Genomic DNA, 15310 nt, shown 5'->3' on the forward strand with positions numbered 1-15310 from the left:
AGCGGCCGGCCTGTTGAGGAAACCGGGGCCCGATCTTGGAAACAAAAAAGGAACGCGGCCTTGCCGGACAGGTCCGTCTGAGGTAATCTCCACCCAGGTTCCGACCATCTCTCCAGAGCATTCACGATGAACGCGATCGCTCCGATTTCCCAGCAGATCTGGGACATGAAGTACCGCCTGAAAGGCGCCGACGGCCAGCCCGTCGACCAGAACCTGGGCGACACCTGGCGCCGGGTGGCGCGCGCGCTGGCCAGCGTCGAAACCGACCCGGCCGTCTGGGAGGACCGGTTCAACGAGGCGCTGGAAGGCTTCAAGTTCCTGCCGGCCGGGCGCATCATCGCCGGGGCGGGATCGGCCCGTCGTGTGACGCTGTTCAACTGCTTCGTCATGGGCGAGGTCCCCGACGACATGTCGGGCATCTTCGAGCATCTGAAGGAAGCCGCGCTGACCATGCAGGCCGGCGGCGGCATCGGCTACGACTTCTCGACGCTCCGGCCGAAGGGCGCGCCGGTGAAGGGCGTCGGCGCGGACGCTTCGGGTCCGCTCAGCTTCATGGATGTCTGGGACGCCATGTGCCGCACCATCATGTCGGCCGGCCACCGGCGCGGCGCGATGATGGCGACCATGCGCTGCGATCACCCCGACATCGAGGATTTCATCGCCGCCAAGGAAGACGCGGGCCGGCTGCGGATGTTCAATCTCTCCGTGCTCGTGACCGACGACTTCATGGCCGCGGTGAAGGCCGACGAGAACTGGGAACTGCGTTTCGGCGGCCGCACCTACCGCGTGCTGAAAGCCCGGGAGCTCTGGGACCGGATCATGCGGGCGACCTTCGCCTATGCCGAACCGGGCGTGATCTTCATCGACCGCATCAACAAGCGGAACAACCTGCATTACTGCGAGACCATCGCGGCGACGAACCCCTGCGGCGAGCAGCCCCTGCCGCCCTACGGCGCCTGCCTGCTGGGATCGGTCAATCTGGCGGCGCTGGTGCGGGAGCCGTTCACCGCCGAGGCGCATCTGGACGAGGCGGCGCTGGCCGAGCTGGTCACCGTCGCCGTCCGCATGATGGACAACGTCACCGACGTCTCCAATTTCCCGCTGGAGGAACAGCGCCGGGAAGCGCAGGCCAAACGGCGCATCGGTCTGGGCGTCACCGGCCTCGCCGACGCCCTGATCATGTGCCGCGCCCGCTACGGCCGCGCCGACGCTGTCGCGCTGACCGGGAAATGGATGGCCGCGATCCGCCGGCACGCCTATCTCGCCTCGGTCGATCTGGCGAAGGAGAAGGGTCCGTTCCCGCTGTTCGACCGGGAGCCTTATCTCGCCAGCGAAACGATCGCGGAGCTGGACGACGACGTGCAGGCCGCCATCGCCGAGCACGGCATCCGGAACGCGCTGGTCACTTCCATCGCGCCGACGGGCACCATCTCGCTCTTCGCCGACAACATCTCGTCGGGCCTGGAGCCGGTCTTCAGCTTCTCCTACAACCGCGCGGTGCTGATGCCCGACGGCAGCCGCCGGACCGAGGAAGTCACCGACTTCGCCTACCGGCTGTGGCGGCAGATGCATGGCGAGAAGCCGCTGCCGGACTATTTCGTCGACGCGCAGTCGCTGTCGCCGTCCGAGCATGTCGCCATGCAGGCGGTGGTGCAGAAATTCATCGACGCCTCGATCTCCAAGACCATCAATTGCCCGGAAGAGATCGATTTCGAGGCGTTCAAGGACGTCTACATGCTGGCCTACGACAGCGGCTGCAAGGGTTGCACGACCTATCGGCCGAACGAGGTCACGGGTTCGGTGCTGTCGGTGAAGAAGGCTGACGAGAAGAAGGCCGACGAGGTCTCGCAGGCCGAACTGCCGCTCGCGCCGAAGGAGCCCGCACCTGCCCGGCCGAAGGATCCCTACGAGTCCGGCGGCGTCGTCTACATGACCCAGCCGCTCGACCGCCCCGGCGTCCTGCCCGGCCAGACCTACAAGCTGAACTGGCCGGAGAGCGACCACGCGATCTATCTGACGCTGAACGACATCGTCCAGGACGGCCGCCGCCGGCCCTTCGAGATCTTCATCAACTCCAAGAACGTCGAGCATTTCGCCTGGACCGTCGCGCTGACCCGGATGATCTCGGCCGTGTTCCGCCGTGGCGGCGACGTCAGCTTCGTCGTCGAGGAGCTGAAGGCCGTCTTCGACCCGCGCGGCGGCGCCTGGATCAAGGGCAAGTACGTGCCGTCGATCCTCGCCGCCATCGGCCAGGTGATCGAGCAGCACATGATCTCGATCGGCTTCATGGCCGATCCCAACCGTCCGGCCATCGAGGTCGAGAGCCGGAAACTCGCGGTCGGCGAGGAGAAGCGCGCCGGCGCGCCGATGCGCCAGTGCCCGCGCTGCGGCGAGGCCAGCCTGGCCCGCATGGAAGGCTGCGACACATGCCTTTCCTGTGGTCATTCGAAATGCGGCTGAGATCACAAGGCTGAGCGGTGCGGCGGCATCCTCTTGAGCCGCCGCTCGTTTGGGCGCATACCCGCTGCATGGACGTCTTCGGCAAGGTCCGGCAGGGATGGGCGGCGCGCTTCGCGTGCCTCACCGTGCTCGCGGCCTTCGCGGCTTCGCCTGCGGCGGCGGTCGAGGATCTGCAGGACTGGCTGCCGCCGGGCTCGAAGATCGAGACCACGCTGACAGAACGCCCCGCACGCTGGATCGAGAGCGAGATGAAGGGCGGCCAGATGGGTTATCTGGCGCGGCTCGGGGAACTGGTGTTCCGCAGCCCCCTGACACTCGGGCGCGATGCGGCCCGGCGCGGCATCTCCTGCGACACCTGCCATCCGAACGGCGCGACCAATGTGAACTTCTTCGTCTCGGGCGCATCCGACCGCCCGGGCAATGTCGATGTCAGTCACGCCGCCTTCCACTACCGCCAGGACGACGGGCTCCGGAATCCGGTGAACATCCCCAGCTTGCGCGGCGTGCGCTTTACCGCGCCCTATGGCCGCGACGGGCGGTTCCCCGATCTCCGGCAGTTCAGCCGCAACGTCATCATGATCGAGTTCGGTGGCCCGGCGCCGCCCGAATGGCAGCTCGACGCCATGACCGCCTACATGCACGAACTGTCCATGCCGCCGAACGAGCGCAGGTTCGCAGCCATTCCGGGGCTGCTCGCCTACAACCGGCATTGCGTCCAGTGTCATGCCGGCGCGCGCGACTTTGCACAGGGCCACCGCTGGGACGTCGGCACCGGCGGCTATTTCGAAGCCCCGAGCCTGATCGGCCTGGCCGAGACCGCGCCCTATCTCCACGACGGCAGCGCTGCGACCGTGCGCGACGCCGTTCTGGCCCATGTCGATGCAATGATGGCTCATCCGGTCAGCGCCGAGGATCTCGAAGGCGCGCTGCGCTATGTCGAGGCGCTGGGCGCCGTGGACCGCCGGTACGATCCAGAGACGCTGCCGGGCGATACGGAACGCCTGAAGGGCTTTCTCGAAGTGCTGAATCAACCCCTGCTCGACGAGGACGCCGAGCGCGCCGACCTGATCGCCGACATGGTCGCGATGGAAATCGGCCGCATCTTCCGGCGCTTCGACCAGAAAGCTGCGACGGCGCGCGGCGCGATCACCGAATGGGGCAAGGCGCTCAAGCGCGCGGCGGACGAGGCGCGCGAGCGGGATTTCCCCGGCGCGCGGGCCGAGATCTGGCGCCTGAAGCAGGCGATCGACAATGATCTGCCGTTGCTCAGGACGGAGATCGCGCTGTCGCTCTACGGCTCCGCAGGGACCGAATAGCACCCTCGGCAGCGCCAAAAGGCCTCGCTTAACCCCCGCAGCCAGCGGTGATATGGTCCGCCGCTTTCCGGAAAGGAACGAATCTGCCGGTGTCCGACCAAGCTCCATCCCGCGCCGCCGACGCGCCGCCGACCGGCTCATGGCCGCTCGTGAAGCGCGTCTGGACGGGCTACATGTCCCGCTACAGGGGCATGCTGATCCTGGGTCTCGTCGCGGTCGGTGTCGTCGCCGCCACGACGGCCTCCATCGCGGCGATGATGGAACCGATCATCAACGAGATCTTCATCAACAAGGACGCTGCCCAGCTCTACACCATCCCGCTGCTGATCATGGGCATCTTCACCGTCATGGCCGTCGCCACCTACGGCCAGCACTACATCCTGCGCGCCGTCGGCGTGAAGGTGACGACCGACCTGCAGAACGACCTCTACAGCCGGATGATCCGCTCGGACCTGCGCTATTTCTATCAGGAGACCGTGGGCCAATCGATCAGCCGCTTCCTGACCGACGCGCAGCTGATGCGGGAAGCGCTGGCCACCACGGCGGTGGCGCTCTGCAAGGACACGCTGACCGCCACCGCGCTGATCATCGTCATGTTCACCAAGGACTGGCAGATGGCGGCCGTCGCCATGGTTATCCTGCCGGTCGCGGCGTTGCCGATGGCGAAGATCGGACGGCTGGCGCGCAAATCGTCCCAGAACATCCAGAAGACCTCGGGCACACTGGCCTCCTTCCTGTCGGACACGCTGGCCGGCGTGCGGCAGGTGAAGGCCTACGGCCGTGAATCCTACGAAACCGACCGCGCGGAGACCGCGCTGGAAGAACGCCAGCGGACGCTGCTGAAGAACCTGCGCGACCGGGCGTTGATCAGCCCGGTGATCGAACTGGTCGCCGGGGTCGCCATCGCGGGCGCGGTGCTGTTCGGCGGCCTGCGCGTGATCGACGGCGCGATCACGCCGGGCGCCTTCTTCGCCTTCCTGACCGCGCTGCTGATGACGGCGGCGCCGATCCGGCGGCTGGGCAAGCTGAACGCCGCTTTCCAGTCCGGCCTTGCCGCCGCGGACAGGCTGTTCAATTCGCTGGACACCCTGCCTGAGATCGAGGACCGGTCCGGCGGCCGCAAGCTGGCTATCGATGGCGGCCACGTCCGTTTCTCGGACGTGCGCTTCGCCTATCCCGACGGCACCGAGGCGCTGAAGGGCATCGATCTGGAGTGCCGCCCCGGCGAAATGATCGCCCTGGTCGGCGGCTCGGGCGGCGGCAAGTCGACGATCCTGAACCTCGTCGCCCGGTTCTACGATGTCAGCAGCGGCGAAGTGTCGATCGACGGTCAGGCCGTGGACAGCGTCGAGGTCGCCAGCCTGCGCGCCAATATGGCGCTGGTCAGCCAGGAGACCGCCCTGTTCGACGACACGGTCCGCGCCAACATCCGCTATTCAAAGCCCGACGCGACCGACGAGGAGGTTGAGGCAGCCGCCCAGGCCGCCAACGCCCACGGCTTCATCGCCTCCCTGCCCGACGGCTTCGACACCGTCGTCGGATCGGCCGGGTTCCGGCTCTCCGGCGGGCAGCGCCAGCGCATCGCCATCGCCCGCGCCATGCTGCGCGATGCGCCGATCCTGCTGCTGGACGAGGCCACCTCGGCGCTGGACACCGACAGTGAGCGCAAGGTCCAGGCGGCGCTGAACCGGCTGCAGCAGGGCCGCAGCACCATCACCGTCGCGCACCGGCTGTCGACGGTCATGGGCGCCGACCGCATCTATGTCATCGAGAGCGGCACGGTCGTCGAGTCCGGCTCCCACGCCGAGCTGATGGCCCGTGGCGGCCGCTACGCCGCGCTCTACGCCAGTGCGGACGACGAGACGCCGCTGGCGCAGGCCGTCGGCGCGGAATGATCCTGACGGCCTACCGTCTGGCAAGCCGCGTGCTGACGCCGGCGGCGCCGCTGTTCCTCCGCTCGCGCCTGCGCAATGGCAAGGAAGACCGCAACCGTCTTGGCGAACGCTTCGGACGAGCCTCGCTGGACCGTCCGGAAGGGCCGCTGGTCTGGCTGCACGCGGCCAGCGTCGGCGAGGCGCAATCCGTCCTGTTGCTGATCAGGGAGCTCCGCCAGCGCCGGCCGGGCACTCACGTTCTGATCACTTCGGGCACCGTGACGAGCGCCGGCATGCTGGCCGAGCGGCTGCCTGCCGGCGTGCTGCACCAGTTCGCGCCGCTGGACCTGCCCACGGCTGTCGAGCGGTTCCTCGCGCACTGGAAGCCCGATCTCAGCCTGATGATCGAAAGCGAGATCTGGCCGAACATGATCCGGGCGGCGGGTCTCGCCGGACGGCCCCTGGTCCTGATCAATGCACGCATGTCGGACCGCTCCTACCGACGCTGGCGCAGGGTACGGGCCTCGGCGAGGCAACTGCTCTCGAACTTCGCCCTGATCCTGGCGCAGAACGATGCGGCCGCGAACCGTTTCGCCGCGCTGGGCGGCGAGAACGTGCGTATGGAAGGCAATCTGAAATACGCGGCCGATGCGCTGCCCGCCGACCCGGTTGCGCTGGCGGCGCTGAAGGAGCTGACGACGGACCGGCCCTGCTGGATTTCGGCCAGCATCCATCCAGGCGAGGACCGGATCACCGGGGAGGTCCACCGCGCGCTGCGGCAACGCTTTCCCGATCTGCTGACCATCATGGCGCCGCGGCACCCTGACCGCGCCGAACGCATGGCGCTGCTGCTCCGGGCCGACGGCACCTCAACGGTCCGGCGCTCGGAGACGGCCTCACCCGCGGCGGGTTGCGAGTTCTACATCGCCGACACCATCGGCGAGATGGGCACGCTCTACAGCCTGGAAGCGCCGGTTTTCGTGGGCGGCTCGCTGGTCCCGCATGGCGGACAGAACGTGCTGGAACCCGCCCGCTTCGGCCGCTGCATCCTGACCGGCCCGCACACGCAGAACTTCGCCGACGTGATCGCCGACATGCGCCGCGAGGATGCGATGATCGAGGTCGAGAACGCCGAGGAACTGACAGCATCTCTGGCCCGGCTGCTGCAGCACAAACGGGAAGCGGACATCCTGGGCGCCCGCGCCCGACTGGTCGCCGGCCGGCAGGCGGCGGTGCTGGAACGGGTTCTGGCGCGGCTCGAGCCGCTGCTCCCGGCGTCATGAGAGCTCCGGGCTTCTGGCGGCGCGGCGGCGCCCGGCTGCCCGGTCTGCTGCTGTCGCCGCTCGGCTGGGTCTGGCAGACCGGCGCGGCGCTGAAGCGGATGGGCGTCAGGCCCAGGACGGCGCCGCGTCCGGTCGTCTGCGTCGGCAATCTGACGGCCGGCGGCGCGGGCAAGACGCCGACGGTGATGCTGATTGCGTCGTGGTTTCGCGACCGAGGCGTGACGCCCGGCGTCCTGCTGCGCGGCTATGGCGGCAGCCTCTCGGGCAGCATGCCGGTGCCGGTCGATCCGGCGACCCACACGGCTGCGGAAGTCGGCGACGAGGCGCTGCTGCATTCGCGACTGGCTCCAACCGTGATCTGCACGGCCAGGGTGGCAGGCGCCGAGGCGCTGGCGGCGCATTGCGATGTCATCCTGATGGACGACGGCCACCAGAACTTCGCCCTGATCAAGGATCTCTCGATCGTCGTAGCCGACGCCGTCGACGGCTTCGGCAACGGCCGTATCCTTCCAGCCGGCCCGCTTCGGGAGAGCATCGCGGCAGGTCTGGGGCGAGCCAACGCCTTGATCGCCATCGGCGACGGCATGCCCGATCCACGGATCAAGCGCGCCAGCCTGCCGGTTTTGCGGGGGCGGCTTGTGCCATCCGATGACGCCGAACGGCTTTCGGGACGCCGCGTTCTGGGGTTCAGTGGCATCGGGCGGCCGCAGAAGTTCCGGGACACGCTGGAGCAGCTGGGCGCGGAAATCACCGGGTTCGAGGCTTTCGCGGATCACCACCCTTACACCGCTGCGGAGGTCGATCGCCTGAAACAGGCCGCAGCGCACAGCCGCGCAGAGCTTGTCACCACGGCCAAGGACGCTGTCCGGCTCACGCCCGACATGCGCGATGGGGTCGGCGTGGTCGATATCCGGCTCGCTCTGGATCAACCCGACATGCTTGACCGGCTTCTGGATCCGGTGCTGGCGGCTGTCAGTAAGCGTGGATCCGGCGGAGCACCGACGAGCACGTCATGATGATCTTGTCGTCGGTGTAGATCTCGCCACGGACGAAGACCATCTGGCCGGTGCGCCGCACGACTTCGGCCCGCGCCTTGATCAGTTCGCCCTCCATGCCGCTGGCCATGAAGTCGGAGGTGAACGACACGGTGAAGACGCCGCGGTCGTCGGTCCCCTGGGTGGCGGTGCCGCACATCATCAGGTCGGCGAAGGTCATCAGCAGGCCACCATGGACGATCCCGCCGGAATTGCAGTGCTTGGGTTCGGCCAGGAAGGCGAACCGCAACCGGTCCTCGCGCTTCCGCCAGTAGAAGGGGCCGGTATTGATCTCGTGCGGATCCTGATCGTCGAAGACCCGGTAGCGGTCCCCTGGCTTGCGCTTGCGCTCGAAATAGTCGGTGTCCTTGTCCACGGCGGCTCCCCTCTCGAATGGCATCGGGAGCCTATGGGCAAGCGCGCACGGGGTGAAGCCCCGGTGGATCAGCGGATATCGTTCAGCCGCCAGTCGTAGCTGTCGTCATCGATCCTGGTTACGCCCTCCAGCCTCGCCGCCAGCGCCGGTGCCGCATACAGCTTCAGATGGGCGATCACAGCTTCATCCGCGCCACCGAAGTCGTCGGCGAACCATTCGTAGATCGACGAGACAGTCAGGCCGTCATCCGTGAAGTCCGCGCCGCGCGGATGGTTGATGAAGTCGCGCGCCGCTGCATCGAGTTGTGCGTCGAGCCGGCCGGCGGTGAAGGGTTCAGCCTGCAGGTTCGGGCACCCGATCGAGGCGCAGTTGACGGCGTAGTGCACCCGAGGATCACGCCATATGGGGCGTAGGATGCGGTGCTCGATATCGTCCAGACTCAGTTCCTCGCCGCCGATGCGGACCAGCTTCGCGCCCCAGGGGCCGTTCGCGAACAGACCGGGCGAGATGTCGATGTCGCGGATGCTCGTCACCGGATAGTGGTCGAGCACGACTTTCACGGTCAGGGCGTTGTAGAGATTGATCCAGTAGGTCATGGCGGCTGCCCGCGCGAGTCCAACAGGATCGACATGGGTCAGCGCCTCGACATAGGCGTCCAGCGACCGCCTCGACGCGGCGTCGACCGCGCCATAGCCGATCCGTGCGATCCCGTCGCCGCCGATGCTGAGGTGGCGATTGAGGAACCGGGCCCAGACGGAATGATCGACATCGCCAGCCTGACCCTCGGGGATCCAGCGCGGCCAGAGTTCCGCCTCCGGTGCAGCGGCAGCGGGGACCGCGAGGCAGAGAAGCAGAACCATCGATGCGGCGACGCGGATCATGGCTCCGATGTGCCCTCCGCCCTGTTCCGGCGCAAGACGTCGGCGCCATGTATCAAGTGTCGTTGATCCCGCGTGACCACGTGACGAATCAGGAACGCCGCACCACCATGCGAGCATGGTTCAGATCGGCCTGCTTTCCACGGAACAGCCGCCCTCGCCGCTGGTTCTGGCGCTTGCGCCTGCATTGGCGGCGACCGGGCTGCGCGTGGCCGCGGCGGTCGACGATTTCCTCGCCTTCGATGCCGACCGGCTGAATGCCGGCGGTCTGCTGATGATCCGCTGCAGCGGTCCGGCGGCGGCGGACCGCCTGCCGGCGGAACGGGTCTTCTGGATCGGCGAACCGCCCTTTACCCGCCCAATCCCGGTGGGGCGCACCCTCGGCAAGGCGCGGTTCCACGAAGTCGTCGGCGTCCTGACCGGGCGGGCATCCGGCGGGCCGCTGGAGGACGCGGTGCTGCAGACCGGCGCCTATATCCTGACCGGACTCAGGGAGTTCGACCGCCAGACGGCGTTTCACGCCATGCAGGGCGCCCTGAGTTCCGGCACCGCCGCGGAGCGGTTCGCGCTCATCTTCGGCGACGAGGCGCTCGATGATCCCGCCTCCATCGCCCCGCTGGCGCAACAGCGGCTCGACGTTGTCGCCGACCGGCGCGGCGCGGTCTCCGGCTGGTCGGGCGCGCCGCTGCGCGCGGCGCTGGAAACCCTCGGCCCGCGCGGCGCCATCGGGCGGCTCGCGCCGGCAGGATTCACCACCGGCCCGAAGAAGGCCATCGCGCGCATCTACGCCGATGACGACCGAGCCTTGACGAAAGCCGAGGGACAGATCCGCTCGGCCCTCAAGCTCGGCTAGCGGAGCTCGACCGCGTAGGCTTCAGCCAGCAGCGCCTCGTCGATCATGCCCTGTTCCTTCAGGAACCTGGCGAACCCGTCATAGCGCGCGCGGTCCAGCGCCGAGGGGCGCAGGGCGAAGCGCGGCAGCGTGTCGGCCCAGGCGCGGCGGTTGAGCTCATCGTCCAGATCCGGGTTCTGCTCCAGGAACAGTTCCCACGACTTCTTCGGCTCGTTGACCATGTACTGCACGCCCGCCTCGATCGCCTCGATGAAGGCGCGGTAGCGGGGGTCGGCCACGGAGTCCTTGTGAGCGACCACGATGAGTTCGTCATAGGCCGGCACACCCTCCGCCTCGACATAGAAGGCGCCGGCGGACGGCCGAGAATATCCATCTGGTTCAGCTCGAAATTGCGGAAGGCGCCAATCACGGCGTCCACCTGGCCGGAAATCAGCGACGGCGAGAGTGAGAAGTTGACGTTGATCAGTTCGATGTCGTCCAGCGTCAGCCCGTGCTTCGCCAGCATCGCCTTCAGCATCGCGTCCTCGAAGCCGCCGACGGAGTAACCGACCTTGCGGCCCTTGAGATCGCCGATCGAGCGGATCGGCGCTTCGTCCAGCACAACGAGTGAGTTGAGCGGGGTCGCCACCAGCGTCGCGATCCGACGGAGCGGCAGCCCCTCGGCGACCTGCAGATGAAGCTGCGGCTGATAGGAGATCGCGAGGTCCGCCTTCCTGGCCGCCACCAGCTTGGGCGGATCGTTCGGGTCGGCGGGGGCGATGAATTCGACTTCCAGGCCGCGCTTCGAGAACTCGCCCCGGGCTTCGGCGACATAGAGCGGCCCGTGGTCCGGGTTCACGAACCAGTCGAGCAGAACGGTCAGCCTGTCGGCAGCCGAGGCCGGTCCGGTCAGGGCGAGCGCCAGCAGGGCTGCGGCGAGGATACGGAGCATGGATCAGTCCTTTCCGTTGGAAGAGAAGGTGTCGGGCTGCCAGGGCAGCGCCCAGCGCAACAGGCGGTCCACAGTGAGCCAGAGCAGCACGGCGAAGACCGCCAGAACGAACAGCGCGGCGAACATCAGGTCGATCTGCATGCGCCCGTTGGCGTGCAGCATCAGATAACCGAGGCCGGCGCTGGAGCCGACCCATTCGCCGACCACGGCGCCGATGGGCGCAACGCCCGCAGCGACCCGGAGACCTGACCCGAGCGACGGCAGGGCGGCGGGGATGCGGACATGGCGTATGACGGCCCAGCGGCTGCCGGTCATTGTCCGCGCCAGTTCCACCCAGCCGGGATCGGTGCGGCGGAGACCGTCGAGAAAGGCCGTGGCGACGGGAAAGAAGATGATCAGCGTCGCCATCGCGACCTTCGACCAGAGTCCGTAGCCGAGCCAGAGCACGAGCACCGGCGCCAGGGCGAAGACCGGCAGCGCCTGCGAGGCCACCAGCACCGGCAGCCCGAAGCGGCGCGCCCACTCGAAGCTGTGGACCAGCAGGGCGGAGAGACAGCCGATGACGGTGCCGAAGAACAGCCCCAGCACGATCTCCAGCGCGGTCGGCCCCAGGTGCCGTAGGATCAGTTCATGCCGCTCGGCCAGCGTCTCCGCGACCTGGAGCGGGCCGGGCAGCAGGAACGGCTCGATGCCGGACAGCCGCACATAGAGACCCCAGAGGAACACGAGGACGGCAAGACTGACGATCCCGTAGCCGAAGTTCCTCATGCCGCGGCATCCCGGCCGAGGGCATCGATGAGATCGCGCCAGAGCGCCTGCGTGCCGGCGCTGTCAGGTGCGCGCGGCGCGGCGCCTTCGGGCGTGCGATCCAGGACCACGGCGGCCGGCTCGCCCGCCAGAACGACGATCCGGTCAGCGATGCGGATGGCCTCCCACGGATCATGGGTCACCAGCATGACCGTCCGGCCCTTCAGAAGGCGGGCGGCGAGGTCCTGCAGCCGGATCCGGGTCAGGGCATCGACCGAAGAGAAGGGTTCGTCCATCAGCACGATGGCGCGGTCTTCCATCAGGGTCCGCGCAAGCGCCGCGCGCTGCCGCATCCCGCCCGAGAGTGCCGCTGGCCGCTTGGCCGCCTCATCGGCCAGCCCCACGGCCCGCAGCAGGCCTTCGACGCGCTTGCCGTCCCGGGCCTCGCCGCGCAGCCGGGATCCCAGGGCGACATTGCCGGCGGCCGTCAGCCAGGGCAGCAGCAGGTCCGTCTGCCCCATGAAGGCGACACGTTCGGCGAGCGGGCCGCCATCGTCCGCGTCGACCCGGCCGGGTCCGGAGACCAGCCCGGCGATGCGCCGGAGCAGCGTCGACTTGCCGACGCCGCTGGGGCCGAGCACCGCGGTCAGGCGGCCGCCCTCAATCTCCAGATCGAGTCCGCGGATGATGTCGCGGCCGGCATAGCTGACGGTGATATCGCTGATCGAGAGGCCCGGCGCATGCGCGGCTCCCTCCGCCCCCTGGGGCATCGTACCTACCTTCCCTCCGCCGGCGTCGGCGCACTGCGCCTGTCCGGATCAGGTTCAAGGGGTCGTTCCACGAAACGGGAACCTCTCAGCCGCACCCTTGCGGCTCCCCCGGATGACGCCACTATAGGAGGAGCGGTCCCGGAGTCGAGGCCGTTTCATTTTGGTGACGGACCGGTTTGCGCAGACGTACCTACTTCATCGGCAGCGAGATCTACCGCAATTCCCGCTATGCGAACCGCCACCCGCTGGCGATTCCGCGGGTCTCGACAGTGATCGACCTGACCCGGGCGCTGCACTGGCTGCCCGAGGGGGTCTATCTGGACAGCCCGGTGGCGTCCGTCGACGAGCTCTGCCGCTTTCACGATCCCGACTACGTCGCCGCCGTGCAGCGCGCCGAGGCGCGGCAGAAGCCGGATCCGGAGTTGCTGGAACGCTACAATATCGGCCAGCTGGAAAACCCGGTCTTCGGCGAAATCTTCCGCCGCCCTGCAACGGCGGCCGGCGCCAGCCTGATGGCGGCCGAGATGATTGCCGCGGACCGCGCAGACCGCATCTACACGCCCGCCGGCGGCACGCATCACGGCCAGCCCGGCCGCGCCAGCGGCTTCTGCTACTTCAACGATCCGGTGCTGGCGATCCTGCGGCTGAAGGACCGGGGCGTCCGCCGCATCGCCTATGTCGATCTCGACGCCCACCACTGCGACGGCGTCGAGGATGCGACCCATGACGATCCGGATGTCCTGACCATCTCGACGCACGAGCACGGCCGCTGGCCGCACGATGCATCGGCACCCCAGCGGCAGAGCGCCAGCGTCGTGAACCTCGCCCTGCCACGCGGCGCGACGGATGCGGACCTCCGTCTGCTGACAGAGCGTGTGATTCTGCCGCGGCTGCAACGCTTCGGACCGGACGCAGTGATTGTCCAGGCCGGAGCGGACGCGCTGGCCGACGACCCGCTGAGCAAGCTGTCCCTGAGCAATCGCGGGCTCTGGCGGGCGGTCCGCCAGATCGACCGGATCGCCGGGAAAATGATCGTGCTGGGCGGCGGCGGCTACAATCCCTGGTCCGTGGCCCGGTGCTGGACCGGGATATGGGGTGTGATCGCCGGCTTCGCCCGCCCGAACCGTCTGCCCGAAGGGGCCGAATCCGTGTTACGCGCTCTCACCTGGAAGCGTGCCGCCGGCCGCAATCCCCCGGAACACTGGTTCACGACCCTGGCCGACCGGGAGGCCGGCAGCCACATCCACCCCGAGGTCCTCGACCTCGCAGAAAGAGAGCAGCGTCTTGCGCAAGTGGCTTAGCATCCTCCTGATCGTCCTCTGCCTGCCGGCTGCTGCGCAGGAGGCGAACTACCAGACCCTGCTGGTCGAGACGTCAACCGGCGAACGGCTCTTCATGGTCGAAGTCGTCGATACGCCGGCGGAACGGGCGCAGGGGCTGATGAACCGGGCCAGCCTGCCGCAGGATCACGGCATGCTGTTCGATTTCGACGTGGAGCGCCGGGTCAGTTTCTGGATGAAGGACACCCTGATCCCGCTCGACATGCTGTTCGCCGATGCCGAGGGCCGGATCCGTCACATTCATCCCGACGCCGTGCCGCATGACACGACTGCGATCCCGTCGACCGTCCCTGTCCGCTATGTGCTCGAGATCAACGGCGGCCTGTCGCGGGAACTGGGGATCGCGCCCGGCGACCGGCTGCGCGTCGACCGGCTGGAGTAGCCGTGTTCGCTTGCGCAAGACAGGCGGCTTCGCTATCTGGAGCCGGTGGGCTACGGGGCGTAGCGCAGTCTGGTAGCGCACCGGTTTTGGGTACCGGAGGTCGTTGGTTCAAATCCAATCGCCCCGACCAGCCCGCCAGCCAGATGGGGTTCGAAACATGAGCGCACGCATTTTCAGGCCGGCCAAGACGGCCATGCAGTCCGGCAAGGCCGCAACCCGCAGGTGGCGGCTGGAATTCCGCGCCGACGCCGCGCGGCATCCCGATCCGTTGATGGGCTGGACGTCGCTGGCCGACACGCAGAGCCAGGTCAAGCTGGAGTTCGACACCAGGGAAGAGGCCGTCGCCTATGCAAAGAAGCACGGCATCGACGCCAAGGTCTTCGAGCCGCGCGAACGTCCGATGAAGATCAAGGCCTACGCAGACAATTTCGCCTACAACCGCGTCGTCTGACAGGGCTCAGAAGGAACTCTTCGGCTCCTTGAGGAACTCGGCCTCCTCGGGCGTGGTTTCGCGGCCGAGCACGGCGTTGCGGTGCGGGAATCGGCCGAAACGCTCGATGATCTCGTGGTGACGCACGACGTAGCTGTAGGTGTTCTCGTCCAGCTCCAGCCGCTTGAACAGATCGAGCGAACGCGTCTGCACCGCCAGATCCTCCGAATGTTCGAAGGGCATGTAGAGGAAGTGGCACTTCTCGACCGGAATCTGCCGGTCGAGGCCACGCTCGATGGCCCTTTCAGCAACCGCCAGCGCCTTTCTGTCCGTCGCCCAGGCGCGCGGGTCCTCGCGGAACATGTTGCGCGGGAACTGGTCCAGGACGATCACCAGGGCGAGCGCGCCTTCCGGCGTTTCCTGCCAGTGATCCAGCGCGCCGGAGGCCGCCTTTTCGTAAAGGTCCATGAAATCTTCCCGGATGCGCTGGTCAAGCGCATCGTTGCGGTCCCAGTAGTCGCGGCCGCTCAGTTCCCCAAACCAGAAGCTGAGCACCCTTGCAATCTCGAGGTCTTCCATCAGTGCCGCCTCCGCGTTAAGTCCGAACGGCGTCAAACCTAACGTAGCGGCGGGGAG

At 67.7% G+C, this 15310-nt stretch carries 14 protein-coding genes, 1 tRNA gene, 1 pseudogene and 1 riboswitch; of the genes and pseudogenes, 10 read left to right on the forward strand and 6 right to left on the reverse strand.

All coding sequences use genetic code 11. From position 1 onward, the window contains the following. Positions 1-126: 126 nt before the first annotated feature. The 5 genes from ACMVY4_RS19295 (at position 127) to lpxK (ending at position 7949) form a co-directional block, all read left to right on the forward strand. Positions 127-2460: an adenosylcobalamin-dependent ribonucleoside-diphosphate reductase gene (locus ACMVY4_RS19295; RefSeq protein WP_416897586.1), complete on the forward strand. Its 2334-nt coding sequence runs from the start codon at positions 127-129 to the stop codon at positions 2458-2460. Positions 2461-2528: 68 nt separating this feature from the next. Then, positions 2529-3776, forward strand: coding sequence for a hypothetical protein (locus tag ACMVY4_RS19300; protein WP_416897587.1), 1248 nt, complete (start codon positions 2529-2531; stop codon positions 3774-3776). Positions 3777-3865: 89 nt separating this feature from the next. Next, positions 3866-5671: an ABC transporter ATP-binding protein gene (locus ACMVY4_RS19305; RefSeq protein WP_416897588.1), complete on the forward strand. Its 1806-nt coding sequence runs from the start codon at positions 3866-3868 to the stop codon at positions 5669-5671. Continuing rightward, positions 5668-6933: a 3-deoxy-D-manno-octulosonic acid transferase gene (locus tag ACMVY4_RS19310; RefSeq protein WP_416897589.1), complete on the forward strand. Its 1266-nt coding sequence runs from the start codon at positions 5668-5670 to the stop codon at positions 6931-6933. The genes ACMVY4_RS19305 and ACMVY4_RS19310 overlap by 4 nt, the downstream gene beginning before the upstream one ends. Then, complete coding sequence (gene lpxK, locus ACMVY4_RS19315; protein ID WP_416897590.1) at positions 6930-7949, forward strand: tetraacyldisaccharide 4'-kinase; 1020 nt, start codon at positions 6930-6932, stop codon at positions 7947-7949. The genes ACMVY4_RS19310 and lpxK overlap by 4 nt, the downstream gene beginning before the upstream one ends. Here lpxK and ACMVY4_RS19320 read toward each other — a convergent pair. Together ACMVY4_RS19320 and ACMVY4_RS19325 are read right to left on the reverse strand one after the other, a co-directional pair. Next, on the reverse strand, positions 7906-8343 hold the full coding sequence (locus ACMVY4_RS19320) for a PaaI family thioesterase (protein ID WP_416897591.1): 438 nt from the start codon (positions 8341-8343) through the stop codon (positions 7906-7908). The genes lpxK and ACMVY4_RS19320 overlap by 44 nt on opposite strands. 68 nt (positions 8344-8411) lie before the next feature. Then, positions 8412-9224, reverse strand: coding sequence for a DUF547 domain-containing protein (locus ACMVY4_RS19325; protein WP_416897592.1), 813 nt, complete (start codon positions 9222-9224; stop codon positions 8412-8414). 115 nt (positions 9225-9339) lie between these two features. Here ACMVY4_RS19325 and ACMVY4_RS19330 point away from each other — a divergent pair, with 115 nt between their 5' ends. After that, positions 9340-10074 carry a hypothetical protein gene (locus ACMVY4_RS19330; protein ID WP_416897593.1) on the forward strand — a complete coding sequence of 245 codons (735 nt, stop codon included), beginning with the start codon at positions 9340-9342 and terminating at the stop codon, positions 10072-10074. Here the strand turns inward: ACMVY4_RS19330 and ACMVY4_RS19335 are convergent. From ACMVY4_RS19335 to ACMVY4_RS19345, 3 genes and pseudogenes are all read right to left on the reverse strand, one after another. Beyond that, positions 10071-11005, reverse strand: a pseudogene (locus ACMVY4_RS19335) (ABC transporter substrate-binding protein). The gene ACMVY4_RS19330 and the pseudogene ACMVY4_RS19335 overlap by 4 nt on opposite strands. 3 nt (positions 11006-11008) lie before the next feature. Next, positions 11009-11773, reverse strand: a complete 765-nt coding sequence (locus ACMVY4_RS19340; RefSeq protein ID WP_416897594.1) for an ABC transporter permease — start codon at positions 11771-11773, stop codon at positions 11009-11011. Continuing rightward, positions 11770-12522, reverse strand: a complete 753-nt coding sequence (locus tag ACMVY4_RS19345) for an ABC transporter ATP-binding protein (protein WP_416897595.1) — start codon at positions 12520-12522, stop codon at positions 11770-11772. The genes ACMVY4_RS19340 and ACMVY4_RS19345 overlap by 4 nt, the downstream gene beginning before the upstream one ends. Further along, positions 12517-12642, reverse strand: a riboswitch (TPP riboswitch). (Overlaps the previous gene by 6 nt.) A 56-nt stretch (positions 12643-12698) precedes the next feature. On the opposite strand from ACMVY4_RS19345, the gene ACMVY4_RS19350 reads away from it, so the two are divergent. The 4 genes from ACMVY4_RS19350 (at position 12699) to ACMVY4_RS19365 (ending at position 14695) form a co-directional block, all read left to right on the forward strand. Next, positions 12699-13823: an acetoin utilization protein AcuC gene (locus tag ACMVY4_RS19350; RefSeq protein ID WP_416897596.1), complete on the forward strand. Its 1125-nt coding sequence runs from the start codon at positions 12699-12701 to the stop codon at positions 13821-13823. Then, positions 13807-14244, forward strand: a complete 438-nt coding sequence (locus ACMVY4_RS19355; RefSeq protein ID WP_416897597.1) for a DUF192 domain-containing protein — start codon at positions 13807-13809, stop codon at positions 14242-14244. The genes ACMVY4_RS19350 and ACMVY4_RS19355 overlap by 17 nt, the downstream gene beginning before the upstream one ends. A gap of 53 nt (positions 14245-14297) precedes the next feature. Continuing rightward, positions 14298-14374: transfer RNA gene (locus ACMVY4_RS19360), tRNA-Pro, on the forward strand. Between the two features lie 27 nt (positions 14375-14401). Further along, positions 14402-14695 (forward strand): ETC complex I subunit, encoded by a 294-nt coding sequence (locus ACMVY4_RS19365; protein ID WP_416897598.1) that lies wholly within the window; start codon positions 14402-14404, stop codon positions 14693-14695. A 6-nt stretch (positions 14696-14701) separates the two neighbouring features. Here ACMVY4_RS19365 and ACMVY4_RS19370 read toward each other — a convergent pair whose 3' ends face one another. Next, on the reverse strand, positions 14702-15253 hold the full coding sequence (locus tag ACMVY4_RS19370; protein ID WP_416897599.1) for a DUF924 family protein: 552 nt from the start codon (positions 15251-15253) through the stop codon (positions 14702-14704). Positions 15254-15310: the final 57 nt, after the last annotated feature.

Source organism: Minwuia sp., assembly GCF_048007105.1.
Classification (GTDB): Bacteria; Pseudomonadota; Alphaproteobacteria; order Minwuiales; family Minwuiaceae; genus Minwuia.